The sequence below is a fragment of the Thauera sp. ZXT1-4 genome (assembly GCF_052598215.2).
Window position 1 is genome coordinate 54,721 of the sequence record NZ_JBQWSN020000009.1, and the last position, 16,342, is coordinate 71,062.

The following is a 16,342-nucleotide window of genomic DNA, read 5'->3' on the forward strand; positions in this document are numbered from 1 at the left end:
AATCAGCATGGAAGAATCCGCGTTCAACGCACTGGCCGAGGCCGAACTGGCACGCATCGAGTCCGCGCTCGAGGACTGCGGTGTGGATCTGGACATCGAGCCGAAGCCCGGAGGCATCCTGGAGCTGGAATTCGAGAACGGCACGAAGATGATCATCAACCGCCACACCGCGGCGCGTGAGATCTGGGTGGCGGCCAGATCGGGTGGCTTCCACTTTCGTCTGCTCGACGGACAGTGGATCAATACCCGCGATGGCGGGGAGCTGTGGAAGATGCTCGCCGGCTTGATCGGAGCGCAGGCTGGCGAGCCTGTGGTGTTGACCCCGCCGGCCTGAAGGGGAAGCCGCTCAACGCCTGATCGGCGTCGGCAGGCGGTCTTCGACCGGGGCTGGGGCCTGTGCCGGAAAGCCCGGAAGTTGCGAACGGGTGACCGGCGCCGGCGGGATGGCCTCGGTTTCCGCTTCCATGGCGGGCAGTCCGTCGCCGGCGAACATCTCCTGCAGCCAGTCCGGGGCGATCGACGGCGTCGGTGGGGCGTACTCGGCATAGTGATAGTCCTCGCCGGAGCCCAGGCCGTTCTCGACGAGCTTCAGTCCGGGTGGGGGCGGGGGCGAAACGTCCGGCACGCCTTCGAGCGCCGTGCGCATGTAGTCGACCCAGATCGGTAGTGCCGCTGCGCCGCCGGTTTCGCCTCGGCCCAGGTTGCGCGGCTGGCCGAACCCGACCCAGCTCACGGCGACCAGATCCGGGTGGTAGCCACAGAACCATGCATCGACATAGTCGTTGGTGGTCCCCGTCTTGCCTGCGAGATCCTGGCGCTTGAGCACCTTCGCTCTTGTTGCCGTTCCGCGCTGTACTACGTCGCGCATCATCGAATCCATCAGCCAGGCATTGCGCGCGTCGATCACGCGCGCTGCGCTCTGGCCGGCCACGGGCGGGTCCGTTCGTGCGATCAGGCGACCGCTGCCGTCATAGATCTCCTTCACCACGTAGGGCTCAATGCGGTAGCCGCCATTGGCGAACACCGCATAGCCGGCGGCCATCTGCCAAGGCGTTGCAGCGCCTGCGCCCAGCGCCATGGTCAGATAGGCGGGGTTCTGGCTGCGGTCGAAGCCGAAGCGGCCGAGGAATTCCTGCGCGTACGCGGGGGAGATCTCCTCGAGCAGGCGGATCGAGACCATGTTTTTCGAGCGTGCCAGTGCCTCGCGCAGCGTCATCGGGCCGGCATAGCGGCCGTCGTAGTTCTTGGGCTCCCATGCCTTCGAGCCCGTGACCCCCGCAGGATAGTAGAGGGGGCCGTCTTCAAGGACATTGCCTGGTCCGAAACTGCGCTCGAGCGCGGCAGAGAAGATGAAGGGCTTGAAGCTCGACCCCGGCTGGCGCACCGCCTGCGTGACATGGTTGAACTTGTTGCGTTCGAAATCGAAGCTGCCAACCAGGGCGCGTACGGAGCCGTTGTGCGGGTCGATGGCGACGAATCCTGCCTGGACCTCGGGGAGTTGGGCGATCTCCCAGGCGTCCTTGCCGGTGCTGCGCAGGCGCACGATCGCTCCGGGGCGGATCCTGCGGCTCTGCGGCGCCTTCTCGGCCAGCATCGGCGCCGCAAGCCCGAGCCCCTTGCCAGCGATGCGCAGCGACTCGCCGCGGCGATAGGCGACGACTTCCTTCGAAGAGGCTCTCAGGACGATCGCGGCGAGGAGGTCATCGTGGTCGCCATGATTCTCCAGGGCTTCATCGAGCAACTCGGGTGCGATGTCGCCGCTGGGCAACTCCACAAAGGCCTCCGGGCCCCGATAGCCGTGACGGCGGTCGTAAGTGAGCACCCCCTTGCGCAGGGCAGCGTAGGCGGCCTCCTGGTCCTTGCGGGTGATCGTGGTGACGATGCGGATACCCAATTCGTAGGCCTGATCGCCGAACTGCTCGAGGGCGATCTGGCGCGCCATCTCGGCGACATGGTCGGCGTGGAGCGTGATGTCCTGGTGCTTGCGCGCTCGCGCCGTGTCGTGCCGGCTCTGTGCAGGTGTGGCGAAGGCGAGCGCCTCCTGGTATTGGGCTGCGCCGATGAAGCCGGCCTCGAGCATGCGGCGCAGCACGTACTGCTGGCGAACTGCCGCGCGAGCAGGATTGACGATCGGGTTGAACGCAGAGGGGGCCTTGGGCAGGCCAGCAAGCATCGCAGCTTCGGGCAGGGTCAGCTCATCGAGCGTCTTGCCGTAGTAGGCGCGTGCCGCCTGAGCGAAGCCATAGGAGCGCTGGCCGAGGAAGATCTGGTTGATGTACAGCTCCAGAATCTGGTCCTTCGTGAGGTTCTGCTCGATCTTCAGGGAAAGCAGGATCTCGTAGAGCTTGCGGCTGTATGTCTTCTCGCGCGTGAGGAAGAAGTTGCGTGCGACCTGCATCGTGATCGTGGAGGCACCCTGTCCCCGTCCACCGCTGGAGAGGTTCGCGAGCGCTGCGCGCGCCAATCCTACCGGGTCTATGCCGCTGTGCTCGTAGAAGCGTTCATCCTCTGCTGCCAGAATCGCGTGCTTGAGGTGGGAAGGAACCTCGGCGATGCGCACTACGTCACGCCGTTCTTCACCGAACTCGCCGATGAGGTGGCCATCCGCCGTATATACTCGCAGCGGAATGCGAGGACGATAGTCCGTAAGCGAGTCAAGTGCCGGCAGGTTCGGCCAGGCGAGCGTGGCCATCGCGGCAAGGGTGGCGAGGCCGAGGATGACAAGCGCAATCAGCGCTGCGATCGGATACAGGACCCAGCGCATGGGCAGTCCAGAAGTGGTTTCGAACGGGTGGGCATTATACGGGATGCGGGCGCGGCGCCATCGGGCCGCCTTGTTAGCAGGCGTTAAGCGTGAACAAGTTCCCTTTACAGCGCGGGGGACTTGGCGTTAGCATGCGAGAGCATGACTGAGCAATAGCGCGTAACATAAAGAAATGTAAGGACTTTCTTTGTGATTGACCTCCCCTTTTTGAAGTCGGCGACGCGTCAACTCGCCGGACTCGACATCTCTTCTTCATCCGTCAAGCTCGTCGAGCTTTCCGGGGGAGACAAGGGCGCTTACAAAGTCGAGCGATATGCCATCGAGCCTCTGCCGCGCGATGCGGTGGTGGATGGCAACATCGCCAGCCTCGAACCTGTAACGGAAGCCATCAAGCGCGCTCTCCGGCGATTTGGCGGTGGCGTGAAGAACGTTGCGGTGGCGCTGCCCTCCTCGTCGGTCATCACGAAGAAAGTCATCCTTCCGGCGGGTATGCGCGAAACCGAGATGGAGTTCGCAGTCGAGGGCGAAGCAAATCAGTACATTCCCTTCGCGCTGGACGAGGTTAACCTGGATTTTCAGGAGATCGGCCCCGCGGCGAGCAGCCCTGGTGATGTCGAGGTGCTGATCGCCGCCTCGCGCAAGGACAAGGTCGAGGACCGAGTCGCCGTGGCACAGGCTGCCGGGCTCAAGGCGGTGATCGTCGATGTCGAGTCGCTCGCCACCGAATCCGCACTGGAGCTCGTTTCGGCCCAGCTTCCGCAGCGGGGGCGTGACCAGGTGATCGCGCTGGTCGACGTCGGCGCGACGGTTCTGACCGTAACCATGTTCCGCAACGGGCAGTCGATCTACTCGCGGGAGCAGGCGTTCGGCGGAAACCAACTCACGCAGGACATCTCTCGTCAGTACGGGATGAGCTTCGAGGAGGCCGAAGCCGCCAAGCGCACCGGGTCGCTGCCGGACAACTACGCACGCGATCTCATGCGGCCGTTCATGGACAGCCTTGCGCTTGAGGTGTCTCGGGCACTGCAGTTCTTCTTCACATCGACGCCCTATAACCAGGTCGACCATGTGGTGCTTGCCGGAGGCTGTGCGGTGATGCCCGGCCTCGGTGAAATCGTCGGCGCGCGCACCCAGGTTGACACGATCATCGCCAATCCGTTTGCCAGCATGACGCTCGGGAGCAAGCTGCGGCCGAAGGCCCTGCTTGCCGATGCGCCGTCCCTGATGGTCGCCTGCGGCCTGGCGCTGAGGAGGTTCGACGCATGATCCGCATCAACCTTCTTCCGCATCGCGCCGAGAAGCGCCGCTTGCGGAAACAGCAGTTCCTCGTTTTGTTCGTGCTGTCGATCCTCCTGGGCGCCCTGATTGGCTTCGGCGTGCGCGCAGTATATGTCGGCCAGATCGAAGCTCAGGAGGCGCGCAACACCCAACTCAAGACCGAGATCGCAAAGCTGGATCGTGAGATTGCTGAAATACGCCGGCTTGGCGAGCAGATCGATGCCTTGCTCGCACGCAAGCAGGTCATCGAATCCCTGCAGAGCGTGCGCGCCGAGACGGTTCATCTTTTCAACGAGCTCGCGCAGCGCATGCCTGAGGGCGTCTATCTGAAATCGATCAAGCAGAGCGGAAAGCGGGTGACGCTTCAGGGCTACGCCCAATCGAACGCGCGCGTGTCGCATTTGATGCGCAACGTGGAGGCTTCGCCCTTCCTTGAACTGCCGATCCTGATCGAAGCCAAGGCAAGCACGGTCGATTCCCGTCGTGTAAGCGAATTCACGCTAGGCATCGGCATCCGTCAGCCGCAGGCCGAAGAAACGGCCGCCGGGGCGGTTGTAGCCAAGGGAGCTGCCAGATGAGCGCAACCCGAACGACGGCAAACAAAGGCCGGGGCATCGACCTTCAGCGTCTGGCGCAGGATTTTCGCGGGCTGGATCCGAATGATCCCGGCCTCTGGCCGGCTGCGCCGCAGGTGGCTGTTTACCTGGCGGTGCTGGTGCTGACCGTGGCGGCTTTCTGGTGGTTCGACTGGCAGGACCAGGCGTTGACACTGGAGGCCCGTCGTGCGGAAGAGACCCAGCTCCGCGATAGCTGGGTGGCAAAGAAGCGTCAGGCAGTCAATCTTGAAGAATATCGTCGCCAGTTGGAGGAGATCGACCGCCAGTTCGGTGCGCTGCTGAAGCAGTTGCCTAACCGGGCCGAAATGGACTCCCTGCTGTCGGATATCAACCAGGCCGGCTTGGGGCGCGGCCTGCAGTTCGAGCTGTTCAAGCCAGGCGCGGACGTGGTGAAGGAGTTCTACGCCGAGATGCCGATCGAAGTGCGCCTCTCGGGTGGCTACCATGACCTCGGCGAGTTCGTGTCGGACGTGGCGAGCATGCCGCGTGTCGTGACCCTCAACGACGTCGGGCTCACGGCGGACAAGGACGGCATCCTGAAGATGGATGCCAAGGCGACGACCTATCGTTACCTGGACGAAGAAGAACTCGCCCGGCAGCGCCAGGCGGCGCAGGCAGCGAAGAAGGGGAACAAGTAATGAAGGCCTTCCTCATTCTCGGCGCTTGCGCCTTGCTTGCCGGCTGCGCGGGGGGCAATCAGGATGATCTTCAGGCCTGGATGGCTGGCCAGGCGAAGAACCTGCGCGGACAGGTGAAGCCCACGCCCGAACTGAAGCCGTTTCCGGTGGTGGCTTATGCGGGTGCGCAGGGCGATGATCCTTTCCGGGCGGCACGCATGGAGCCGGACCGGACGGCTTCGTCCGGTGCGCTCGGTCCCGACATGGATCGCCGTCGGGAGCCCCTCGAATCCTATCCGCTGGAGTCGTTGCATATGGTCGGCGTGCTCATGCAGGGTGTCACCATCCACGCCTTGATCAGCGTGAACAATGCGCTTCACCAGGTGAAGGTCGGAAACTACATGGGACAGAATTTCGGCGTGGTGACGAAGATTACCGAGCACGAGTTGAGCTTGCGCGAACTCGTGGAAGACGCTTACGGAGACTGGGTGGAGCGCACAAGCACGCTGACACTGCAGGAGCGGCAGGAGGCCGGAAAATGAAACATCGAATCGGAACGCTGCTGCTGGCAGCCGCTTTTGCCGGAATCGCTCCGGCGCCTGGCGTCCTTGCGCAGGAAGTCGGGCAGGCCCAGGTGCTCGCCAACCAGATCGAAGGATTCGAGGTGGCCGAGCAGGGTGGCACGGTGTACGTGCGCATGACGCTGCGTGAGCCGCTCTCCGCGCCGCCGCCGAGCTTCTCGGTTGCCAATCCTGCACGAATCGCTTTCGATTTCTCCGGAACGGGGAATGCGCTCGGACGTAGTACACAAAGTATCGAGCAGGGTGACCTGCGCAGCGCGAACATTGTTCAGGTCGGGGACCGGACCCGGGTGGTGCTGAACCTCGTGAAGATGAATCCCTACGAAGCGAGGATTCAGGGTCGTGACCTGATCATCGCGATCTCCCCTGCAGCTGCGCAGGCGGTTCGCAGCACGGTGGTCAGCGAGTCTCAGGGTAATTTCGCAGGCCCCGGCAGCGCCCTGACGAGCGGCCTCGCAGTGCGCGACATCAACTTCCGGCGAGGCACGGAAGGAGAGGGGCGCGTCATCGTCGATCTGTCCGCTTCCGACGCGGGCGTCGACATTCGTCGTCAGGGTGCGAATCTGGTCGTGGATTTCCTGAAGACGTCGTTGCCTGAGCATCTTCGTCGTCGCTCGGACGTCACTGATTTCGCGACTCCAGTAAGTGCGATGACTGCCCAGCAGGTCGGCGACCGCGTGCGACTGACCGTTTCGCCAAACGGCTTGTGGCAGCACAACGCCTATCAGAGCGAGAATCGGTTCGTGCTTGAAGTCAAGCGTGTGGTCGAGGACCCAACCAAGCTTGGGCGGGGGCGGAACGAATTCCAGGGCGAGAAGCTGTCACTGAATTTCCAGGATGTGGACGTTCGCTCCGTACTGCAGGTCATTGCTGATTTCACCGACTTCAACATCATCACGTCGGACTCCGTGCAGGGCAATGTCACCCTGCGCTTGAAGGATGTGCCCTGGGATCAGGCGCTGGACATCATCCTCAACGCCAAGCAGCTCGGTTATCGGAAGTCCGGAAACGTGATCTGGGTTGCTCCGGATGTGGAACTGCGCGAGCGGGACAAGGCGGAACTTGAGGCTTCCGCACTCAGGGCTGATCTTGAGCCGCTTCAGACGGAGAACATCCAGGTCAATTATCACAAGTCCAAAGATGTCGCTGCCTTGCTCGAAAGCAACACTGACAGCACGAAGGGCTTCCTCTCCAAGAGGGGTAAGGTTTCCTTCGATGAACGAAGCAATATGGTTTTCGTCACCGACATCTCTTCACGGCTTGAAGCCGCGCGGCGGCTTGTCCAGGAGATTGACCGAGCACCACAACAGGTTCTGATCGAGGCACGAATCGTTGAGGCGAACAAGACCTTCGCGCGCGATCTCGGGGTCCGCCTCGGCTTTGGCAGTCGCGGTACGGCCTCGCTCGGTAATGGCGCGAAGGTCGGCTTTGGGTTGTCCGAGTTCGCTGCCATCAAGGATGGAAAGATCGATACCTCCAGCGATTCCTTGGTTACAACCATGATTCAACGCGTCGGTGAATCGGCCACGTCGGGTAACGGTATAGACAAGACGCCTTATGGCGCACTCAGCATGACCCTGTTCAACAGCGGGCTCACCCGCTTCCTGAATCTTGAGTTGCAGGCGCTTGAGTCCGATGGGCGAGGAAGGGTCGTTTCCAGCCCGCGAGTCCTGACTGCCAACCAAGGCAACGCGACCATCAAGCAGGGGGCCAAGGTGCCTATTCGTGACTGCTCAGGAACGGGGGCAGATCGTGAATGCGACGTGAATTACGTCGACGCGCTTCTCAAGCTTGATGTTGTTCCTTCCATCACGCCGGACGGTCGAGTCCAGCTCACGGTCCGGATCAACAAGGACAGACCTGATTTCAGCTTCACGGTGGATGGGGTTCCGCTGATCGAGACCAAGGAAGCCGTCACGACCATCACTGTCGAAAACGGTGGAACCGTGTTGCTGGGCGGCGTCTATGAGGAAGTGTCGACGGAAGGCGTTGATCGAGTCCCCGTGCTGGGCGACGTACCCGTGCTGGGCGCATTGTTCCGCACGAAATCGGTTGTCGCCGACAGAAAAGAGTTGTTGGTCTTCATCACGCCGAGGCTTGTTTCGGGTTCGCTAACATTGCGCTGAGTCAGGTGTGCTCCTGTTAGAATCGGCGGGGCGGGCATCCCGAAAGGGTGCCCGCCCCTTTTTCATCTGGATTTCCGGCGAGTCACGCGTGAGCTGTCTGATACTGATCGGCATGATGGGTGCCGGCAAGACCACGGTCGGCAAGGAGTTGGCGCGGCGGCGAAAGATACGCTTCGCCGACTGCGACCATGAGATTGTCGCGCGCACGGGCGTGAGCATTCCGACCATCTTCGAAATCGAGGGTGAGGCCGGCTTTCGCCGTCGCGAAACGCAGATGATCGATGAACTGACCCACGCGTCCGACATCGTCATCGCAACCGGCGGCGGTGTCGTGATTGCAGCGGAGAACCGTGCGCTGATGCGCGAGCGCGGCGTGGTGATCTATCTCAATGTGGCGCCGCAGATCCTTTTCGAGCGCACCCGGCACGACCGCAACCGTCCCTTGCTTCAGGTCGAGAATCCGCGTCAGCGCATCGAGGAACTCCATCGCCAGCGCGACCCGCTGTACCGCGAGGTCGCGCACATCATCGTCGACGGCGGGCGTACCAACCCGGGCGCCATGGTGCGCGCCATCGAGGAGGCGCTGCGCAAACACGAGGTCAGACCATGCACTCCCTGAATGTCGCACTCGGCGACCGTGCTTACGCCATCCACATCGGGCGTGGCCTGCTGGAGCAGGCAGGGCGGATCCTGCCTTGCCTGAAAACGCAGCGTGTTGCCATCGTCACCAACGACGTGGTCGGGCCGCTGTATCTCGAGCGTCTGCGCAGTGCGCTAGAAAATGCAGGGGTGGCGGTGTCGACGGTGGTGCTGCCCGATGGCGAGGCGCATAAGGATTGGCAGACGCTCAATCGGATCTTCGACATGTTGCTTGCCGAGCGCTGCGAACGTTCGACCACGTTGATCGCGCTCGGTGGCGGTGTGGTGGGCGACATGGGGGGCTTCGCTGCCGCATGCTACCAGCGCGGCATGCCCTTCATCCAGATCCCGACCACGCTGCTGGCCCAGGTGGACTCCTCGGTCGGCGGCAAAACCGCAATCAACCACCCGCTCGGCAAGAACATGATCGGCGCCTTCTACCAGCCCAGGCTGGTGCTCGCCGACATCGATACCCTGGATACGCTGCCGGATCGTGAGCTTTCCGCGGGGTTGGCGGAGGTGATCAAGTACGGGCTGATCCGCGATCCGGAGTTCCTTGCCTGGATCGAGACCCACCTCGATCGCCTGTTGGCGCGCGACACCGCGGCACTTGCGTTTGCCATCGAGCGCTCCTGCCGCAACAAGGCCGAGGTGGTGGCTGCCGATGAGACGGAGCAGGGCGAGCGCGCGCTGCTCAATCTCGGTCATACTTTCGGGCATGCGATCGAAACCGGCATGGGCTACGGTCAATGGCTGCACGGTGAGGCGGTCGCAGCGGGGACGATGATGGCTGCAGAGCTGTCGCGCGCGCTCGGCTGGATCGGGAAGGAGGACGTGGCCCGGGTCGAGGCGCTGTTCGAGCGCGCCCGCCTGCCTGTCTGGGGGCCGAGGCTCGGCGTGGAGCGTTATCTCGAGTTCATGTCGCATGACAAGAAGGTCGAGGCGGGCCGCCTGCGCCTGGTCCTGCTGCGCGCGCTTGGACGCGCGGTGATTCACGGCGATGCAACGCAGGGTGAGATCGCCGCTGCGATTGAGGCGCGCTGCCGCTGAAAGCCGCTTCGGCAAGCCTGCAATGAGGACAATCTGATGCTGCAACTCGCAAGCTACGCCGTCACCGAAGCAAACTCCCTGGGGCGCACGCATGATGAGGCAGCCCCGGTCGCGCGCGGCCAGTTTCAGCGCGACCGCGACCGGATCGTGCATTCGACCGCCTTCCGCCGCCTGGAGTACAAGACCCAGGTGTTTGTGAATCATGAGGGCGACCTGTTCCGCACGCGCCTCACCCACAGCATCGAGGTCGCGCAGATTACGCGCGGAATCGCCCGCCAGCTCGGTCTGAACGAGGATCTGGCCGAGGCGATCGCACTCGCGCACGACCTTGGCCATACACCCTTCGGCCATGCCGGGCAGGAGGCGCTCAATGCGTGCATGAAGGATTACGGCGGTTTCGAGCACAACCTGCAGTCCTTGCGCACCGTGGATGTGCTCGAGGACCGTTATGCCGGTTTCGATGGATTGAATCTGATGTTCGAAACGCGCGAGGGCATCCTGAAGCACTGCTCGCGCATTCACGCCGAGCGCCTGGGCGCCGTCGGGCAGCGTTTCCTCGAGGGCACCCAGCCTTCGCTCGAGGCCCAGCTCGCGAACCTCGCCGACGAGATTGCATACAACAATCACGACGTAGACGATGGCCTGCGTTCGGGCTTGATCACGCTCGAGCAACTCGAAGCGGTGCCGCTGTTCTCGACCCAGCGTCGCGAAGTGGAGGCGCGCTGGCCAGGACTGTCCGGGCGCAAGCTGATCCACGAAACGGTGCGACGCATGATCCACCTGATGGTGATCGATCTTATCGACCAGACCCGCGCGAACATCGAGGCGGCTGGCGTCAGAACGCTCGAGGATGTCCGCAACGCCCCGCGCCTGGTGGCCTATTCCGCAGCGCTGCAGTCGCCGCTGCGGGAATTGAAGTGCTTCCTGCGCGACAAGCTGTACCGCCACTACCAGGTGCTGCGCATGACCAACAAGGCACGCCGGATCGTCGGCGACCTGTTTGCCGCCTTCATGGAAGACCCGCAGATCCTGCCGCCGCAGTACCAGGCGATGGCGCGCGAGGACAAGCCGCGTGCCATCGCTGACTACATTGCCGGCATGACTGACCGCTACGCGATGAAGGAGCATCGACGGCTCTTTGCCGTGGGTGAGATTCATTGAGCGCGGGCGGCGCAATGGGCTTGCCTGAGGGCTGACCATACCGTGATACGGGATCTTCTTGCGTGCGTGGCGCCCTTGCCCTCTGCGCCCGATGCCCTCAGGGTGCGGGTGTGCGCATCGCCCAATCAGGATGAACGACCTCCCGGCCTGCCAGTCAGCCTGATCGTCGTTCATGCGATCAGCCTGCCGCCGGACTCCTTTGGCGGGCCCGGGGTGGAGCAGCTATTCACCAACACGCTCGATCCCGCGGAGCATCCCTACTACGCGGAGATCCATCACCTGCGCGTGTCCGCACATTATCTCGTGCGGCGGGACGGCGAGGTCCTCCAGTTCGTCGAGCCCGCGCAGCGCGCGTGGCACGCTGGCGTCTCAAGCTGGAATGGGCGTGCGCGCTGCAACGACTTCTCGATCGGTATCGAGCTCGAGGGGTGCGACAGTCTTCCGTTCGAACCCGTGCAGTACGCGCGCCTGGCCGACCTGGTCCGCGCCTTGCAAGGGCGCTTCCCGATCGAGGCGGTGGTCGGGCACTCCGACATCGCGCCCGGACGCAAGACCGATCCCGGACCATGCTTCGACTGGATGCGCTTGAGCGCAGAGCTCGGGCGGGGGCGGATCGCCAGCGAGGCTTGAGCGCAGCGGTTGCCGAGGCGGCGATTCCGGCCTCCTTTCAGGTCGAAGAATGGAGAAACGGCTGTGAAGTGCGTCGGGTTACGGGTTCCAGAGACCGTTTCGGGGCGGCTCCGGTAGATCGAGTGCCCGGGTCTGGCGGCCACTCTGGCGGTCAACTTTTGACAAAATGGATGGCGACGAATAGAATCCGCCGGCTGTTGCGATGCAACATCTGTTTTGCTCGGTGCGGGGCTGTTCCCATTGGGGGGATGGCTGCAGTTTCATGGACGCTCGCACCGCGGGGTCCGTCGTCTGGTTGCGGCGGCGGGCTTGATACCCACTGGCGACCGAGTTCACTTGTCCGTCTTGCGGCCCACTCGCCGCAGGGCGCAGGCGTTGCCCCACGCGGCGGCGCCGGCGAGGCCCGTACCCGGGCGTAGCCGCGGCAAGGACTCCGGCCACAGCACGGAGGACACCATGAAACACGCAACTCGATTCAAGGCGCTCGCGCGTCAGGCGGGCGGTGTTGTGCGCAGTATTGCGCAGGGTGCGGTGCTCACCGCGGGCATCATGGGCGTGTCCCATCTCGGCGGCAACATGGCCAACGTCTCGGGCATCGGGTTCGATGACCTCGTGGGGCAGGCCGAAGCCGGTCCTACCTCTGCCGAACTGGCGATGGTGGCGAGCGATTTCGAGCGCTTCGCGCTTCGCATCGGCCGCCCGGAATCGGACACGATGAGTCTGCGCGCGGGTTTTGCAGAGAAGTCCGCTGGTGCCGGTCTGAAATCCGCGCTCGATGAGCTCGCAGGCGTGGCCGAAGACCCCTTCGCGGAAGACGAGGGCGCGCTCTCTGCAGAAATGGCACGCGTGCGGGACTGGATTGCCGATACCTATCGTGTTTCCGAAACTGCGCTCGAGCCGGCGCTGGCTGCGGCCGAGACCTCGGCACAGGAGCTTGGTTTCGACCCCCTGTTGATCGTTGCCATCATGGGCGTCGAGTCTAGCTTCAATTCCCGCGCCGTCAGCCACATGGGGGCGCAGGGGCTGATGCAGGTGATTCCGCGCTATCACAAGGACAAGATCGGTCCGGACGCAGGGCGTAATGCGCTCTTCGATCCCCAGACCAACGTCCGGGTCGGCGCGCTCGTTCTGCACGAGGGCCTGCAACGCTACGGGACCATGCAGCGCGCACTGCAGTATTACAACGGCTCGCTCAAGGATCCGAACGCGCGTTACACGCGCAAGGTTCTGGCGCTCAAGAAGCGCTTGATGCTGGTGGCGGGGCGCGAAGCAGCGCCCATGCTGGTCGGCCAGGCCGGCTGAGCACGGTGCCTGCTTGATCTGGCGGCACACGCGGGCGGAAGCCTCGTGTGCCGCGCTGCGTTGACGAGGCCCGAGTTCAGGCACAGCAGATTCAGGCGGTACGCAGCAGGCGCTGCATACGTTCGACCGCGTCGAGCAGACGCTCGCGTCGAGTGGTGTAGGCGATGCGAAGGTGATGGCGCGCCAGATGGTGGCCGAAATCCAGCCCCGGTGTTGCAGCGACGCCAGCCTCTTCGATGAGGCGACGGGCAAAGGCTTCGGCGTCGTCCGAAATGCGCAAGAGATCGGCGTAGATGTAGAACGCACCCTGTGGCTCGGCGGTGATGCCAAAGCCGAGTTCGCGTAGCGCAGGCAGCAGTGCATCGCGCCGCTCGGCGAAGGTGTTACGGCGCTCCTCCAGGATGTCCAGCGTGGCGGGTGCAAACGCGGCAAGTGCCGCGTACTGTGCGGGTGTGGAAGGCGAAATGAAAAAGTGCTGCGCCAACTTCTCGATCTCACGCGCATAGCCCTGCGGTACCACCAGCCAGCCCAGGCGCCAGCCCGTCATGCCGAAGTACTTCGAGAAGCTGTTCACGACGAAGACGTCGTCGGCCCGATTAAGCACGGGGTCGGCGAGGGCCGCGCAGGCCGCGACACCGTAGCTCAGCCCCTGGTAGATTTCGTCCACCAGGAATACGCCGCCGTGCGCCCGCGTGCGCTGGTGCAGGGCTGCGACTTCGCTTGATTCGAGCAGGGTGCCGGTCGGATTGGAAGGCGTGGCGATCATGAGGCCGCGTGTGCGCGCCTGCCAGGCGTCATCGACCTGCATCGGCGTGGGCTGGTAACGCGTGGCGGCGTCGACAGGCAGTGCCCGGGCTACGCCTTCGAAGGCGCGCACCAGGTGGCGGTTGGATGGATAGCCGGGGTCGGGCAGCAGCCACTCGTCCCCCGGGTCGGTCGTTGCGGCGAGTGCCAGCATCAGCGCACCCGAGGCGCCGGCGGTGATGACGATGCGCTCCGGCGGCACATCGGCGCCGAAGCGCGTGTGATAAAAGCTCGCGATGGCTTCGCGTAATGCGGGTAGACCGAGACCGGGCGTGTAATGCACGTCGCCGCCGGCCAGGAATGTCTGTGCCGCCTCGATGATGGGCTGCGGGGTCGGGAAGTCCGGTTCCCCAACCTCCATGTGGATGATGTCCCGACCCTGCGCCTCAAGTTCCCGTGCTCGGCGCAGCAGCTCCATGACGTGGAAGGGCTGGATGTCCTGGAGGCGGTGGGAGCAGTACATGGGGAGGGTCCTCGGAAGGGTTAGGGAGGCTGAAAAGGAAAAAGCGCCGGAGGCGCTTTTTCCTGGTCCGGGAAGGTCGCGGCGGGGGCCGCGGCGGTCCTCAGTCGGCGTTGAGCGCCAGTTCGAACAGCTCGCGCTTGAGTACCAGTTGGCGCGGCAGGCGGTCCTGCAGCTTGTCGAACCACTCCTTGTGGGAGTTCAGCTCGGCGCGCCAGGCTTCGGCGTCCACCTGGGTCAAGGCCTCGAATTCTTCGCGGCTGACGTCGGCGCCGCTCCAGTCCAGATCCTCGAAGCGCGGCATCCAGCCGAGCGCGGTCTCCTTGGCGGCGATCTTGCCCTTGCAGCGGTCGACGATCCACTTGAGCACGCGCATGTTGTCGCCGAAGCCCGGCCACATGAACTCGCCCTTCTCATTCATGCGGAACCAGTTCACGCAGAAGATCTTGGGGGTGTCCTCGACCACGTGGCCCATCCGCAGCCAGTGGTTGAAGTAGTCGCCCATGTGGTAGCCGCAGAAGGGCAGCATCGCGAACGGGTCGCGGCGCACCACGCCCTGTGCGCCGAAGGCGGCGGCGGTGGTTTCGGAGCCGAGCGTCGAAGCCATGTAGACGCCGAAATTCCAGTTGAACGCCTGGTACACCAGCGGAACCGTGGTGGCGCGGCGGCCGCCGAAGATGAAGGCCGAGATCGGCACGCCGGCAGGGTCTTCCCAGGCGGGGTCGACCGAAGGGCACTGGCTGGCCGGTGCGGTGAAGCGCGCGTTCGGGTGCGCGGCCTTGCGGCCGGTTTCCTTGGCGATCTCGGGCGTCCAGTCCTTGCCCTGCCAGTCGACCAGGTGAGCCGGTGCCTCCTTGGTCATGCCCTCCCACCACACGTCGCCATCGTCGGTCAGTGCGACGTTGGTGAAGATGATGTTTTCCTTCAGCGTGGCCATCGCGTTGAAGTTGGTCTTCTCGGAGGTGCCGGGGGCGACGCCGAAGTAGCCGAACTCGGGGTTGATGGCGCGGAACTTGCCGTCGGGGCCGGGCTTGATCCAGGCGATGTCGTCACCGACGGTGGTGATCTTCCAGCCGTCGAAGGACTTCGGCGGGATCAGCATGGCGAAATTGGTCTTGCCGCAGGCCGACGGGAAGGCGGCGGCGACGTAGGACTTCTCGCCCTCGGGGGACTCGACGCCGAGGATCAGCATGTGCTCGGCCAGCCAGCCTTCGTCACGCGCCATGGTGGAGGCGATGCGCAGCGCGAAGCACTTCTTGCCGAGCAGGGCGTTGCCGCCGTAGCCCGAGCCGTAGGACCAGATCTCGCGGGTTTCGGGGTAGTGCACGATGTACTTGGTCGTGGGGTTGCACGGCCAGCGGCTGTCCTTCTCGCCCTGGGCGAGCGGGGCGCCGACGGTGTGCACGCAGGGCACGAACTCGCCTTCGGTGCCGAGCACCTCGATCGCGCCCTTGCCCATGCGGGTCATGATGCGCATGTTGGTGACGACGTAGGGGCTGTCGGAGATCTCGACGCCGATGTGGGCGATCGGGCTACCGAGCGGACCCATGGAGAACGGGATCACGTACATGGTGCGGCCATGCATCGAGCCCTTGAACAGGCCGTTCAGCGTGTCGCGCATCACCGCCGGGTCTTCCCAGTTGTTGGTCGGGCCGGCATCTTCCTTCTTCTGCGAGCAGATGAAGGTGCGGTCTTCGACACGGGCGACGTCCGAAGGGTCGGACCAGGCGAGGAAGGAGTTCTTGCGTTTCTCCGGATTCAGCTTGATGAGCATGCCGGATTCGACCATCTCGGCGCACAGGCGGTCGTATTCTTCCTGCGAGCCGTCGCACCAGACCACGCGGTCGGGTTCGGTGAGCGCGGCGATTTCGCCGACCCACTGCTTCAGGCCTTCGTGGCGGACGTATTCAGGGGCAGCGGCGATTGCCGCCTGGGCGTGGTTCTGAGACATGTAAACAGCTCTCCCGTGCTGTGATGCGAAACCATTCCCGTCGGTCGGCCATCTGAAACGCAGGCTGCTGCCTGGCCGGCGGGCTGCTCGGGCTCCCCGCCAGGGGCGCCCCGACCTCCGCTTGCGACGTCCCGCGACAAATCGCAATCGGTGAAAGCCCGTAATTATGCCACGGCACAGGGGGGCTTTTGAACGTGGTCGAGAGGATTGTTGCAGTCGAGCGAAGCGGCCGCCGCTCGGCAGGCGGGCGGCGGCCCTTGGCGTCGACAGAGCGGGGGGTGTGATTTTCCACGATGTAGTTATTAATTTCGTAATGCGGTATAAACGGTTTCGCGCTATGCTTCGTAGGCTCGCGCGAGGCC

At 63.9% G+C, this 16,342-nt stretch carries 14 protein-coding genes; 11 read left to right on the forward strand and 3 right to left on the reverse strand.

Translation table 11 applies throughout. The annotated features are described in order from the left end of the window. The first annotated feature begins 7 nt into the window (after window positions 1-7). Entirely contained in the window at window positions 8-334 is a 327-nt protein-coding gene (gene cyaY / locus ACUH78_RS09165; protein ID WP_418364317.1) for an iron donor protein CyaY, read from the forward strand. A gap of 12 nt (window positions 335-346) precedes the next feature. Here the strand turns inward: cyaY and ACUH78_RS09170 are convergent, their stop codons facing one another. Beyond that, entirely contained in the window at window positions 347-2,764 is a 2,418-nt protein-coding gene (locus ACUH78_RS09170) for a penicillin-binding protein 1A (protein WP_418364316.1), read from the reverse strand. 189 nt (window positions 2,765-2,953) lie between these two features. Here ACUH78_RS09170 and ACUH78_RS09175 point away from each other — a divergent pair, with 189 nt between their 5' ends. From ACUH78_RS09175 to ACUH78_RS09220, 10 genes are all read left to right on the forward strand, one after another. Next, window positions 2,954-4,030: a pilus assembly protein PilM gene (locus tag ACUH78_RS09175; RefSeq protein WP_445333286.1), complete on the forward strand. Its 1,077-nt coding sequence runs from the start codon at window positions 2,954-2,956 to the stop codon at window positions 4,028-4,030. Further along, window positions 4,027-4,620, forward strand: a complete 594-nt coding sequence (locus ACUH78_RS09180; RefSeq protein WP_418364314.1) for a PilN domain-containing protein — start codon at window positions 4,027-4,029, stop codon at window positions 4,618-4,620. Before ACUH78_RS09175 ends, ACUH78_RS09180 begins: the two co-directional genes overlap by 4 nt. Beyond that, entirely contained in the window at window positions 4,617-5,297 is a 681-nt protein-coding gene (locus tag ACUH78_RS09185) for a type IV pilus inner membrane component PilO (RefSeq protein WP_445333287.1), read from the forward strand. Before ACUH78_RS09180 ends, ACUH78_RS09185 begins: the two co-directional genes overlap by 4 nt. Continuing rightward, a complete protein-coding gene (locus tag ACUH78_RS09190; RefSeq protein WP_445333288.1) occupies window positions 5,297-5,818 on the forward strand; it encodes a pilus assembly protein PilP in 522 nt (173 codons plus the stop codon). The genes ACUH78_RS09185 and ACUH78_RS09190 overlap by 1 nt, the downstream gene beginning before the upstream one ends. Then, window positions 5,815-7,983, forward strand: a complete 2,169-nt coding sequence (locus tag ACUH78_RS09195) for a type IV pilus secretin PilQ (RefSeq protein WP_445333289.1) — start codon at window positions 5,815-5,817, stop codon at window positions 7,981-7,983. Before ACUH78_RS09190 ends, ACUH78_RS09195 begins: the two co-directional genes overlap by 4 nt. 88 nt (window positions 7,984-8,071) lie before the next feature. Further along, window positions 8,072-8,602, forward strand: a complete 531-nt coding sequence (locus ACUH78_RS09200) for a shikimate kinase (RefSeq protein ID WP_445333290.1) — start codon at window positions 8,072-8,074, stop codon at window positions 8,600-8,602. Continuing rightward, on the forward strand, window positions 8,590-9,672 hold the full coding sequence (gene aroB / locus ACUH78_RS09205) for a 3-dehydroquinate synthase (RefSeq protein WP_445333291.1): 1,083 nt from the start codon (window positions 8,590-8,592) through the stop codon (window positions 9,670-9,672). The genes ACUH78_RS09200 and aroB overlap by 13 nt, the downstream gene beginning before the upstream one ends. 36 nt (window positions 9,673-9,708) lie before the next feature. After that, window positions 9,709-10,833, forward strand: coding sequence for a deoxyguanosinetriphosphate triphosphohydrolase (locus tag ACUH78_RS09210; protein WP_445333292.1), 1,125 nt, complete (start codon window positions 9,709-9,711; stop codon window positions 10,831-10,833). A 66-nt stretch (window positions 10,834-10,899) separates the two neighbouring features. After that, complete coding sequence (gene ampD / locus ACUH78_RS09215) at window positions 10,900-11,463, forward strand: 1,6-anhydro-N-acetylmuramyl-L-alanine amidase AmpD (RefSeq protein WP_445333293.1); 564 nt, start codon at window positions 10,900-10,902, stop codon at window positions 11,461-11,463. Between the two features lie 456 nt (window positions 11,464-11,919). Continuing rightward, a complete protein-coding gene (locus tag ACUH78_RS09220; RefSeq protein WP_445333294.1) occupies window positions 11,920-12,765 on the forward strand; it encodes a transglycosylase SLT domain-containing protein in 846 nt (281 codons plus the stop codon). 91 nt (window positions 12,766-12,856) lie between these two features. Here the strand turns inward: ACUH78_RS09220 and ACUH78_RS09225 are convergent, their stop codons facing one another. After that, window positions 12,857-14,032 (reverse strand): pyridoxal phosphate-dependent aminotransferase, encoded by a 1,176-nt coding sequence (locus ACUH78_RS09225; protein WP_445333295.1) that lies wholly within the window; start codon window positions 14,030-14,032, stop codon window positions 12,857-12,859. A 100-nt stretch (window positions 14,033-14,132) separates the two neighbouring features. Beyond that, window positions 14,133-15,980, reverse strand: a complete 1,848-nt coding sequence (locus tag ACUH78_RS09230) for a phosphoenolpyruvate carboxykinase (GTP) (RefSeq protein ID WP_418364304.1) — start codon at window positions 15,978-15,980, stop codon at window positions 14,133-14,135. Between the last annotated feature and the right edge of the window lie 362 nt (window positions 15,981-16,342).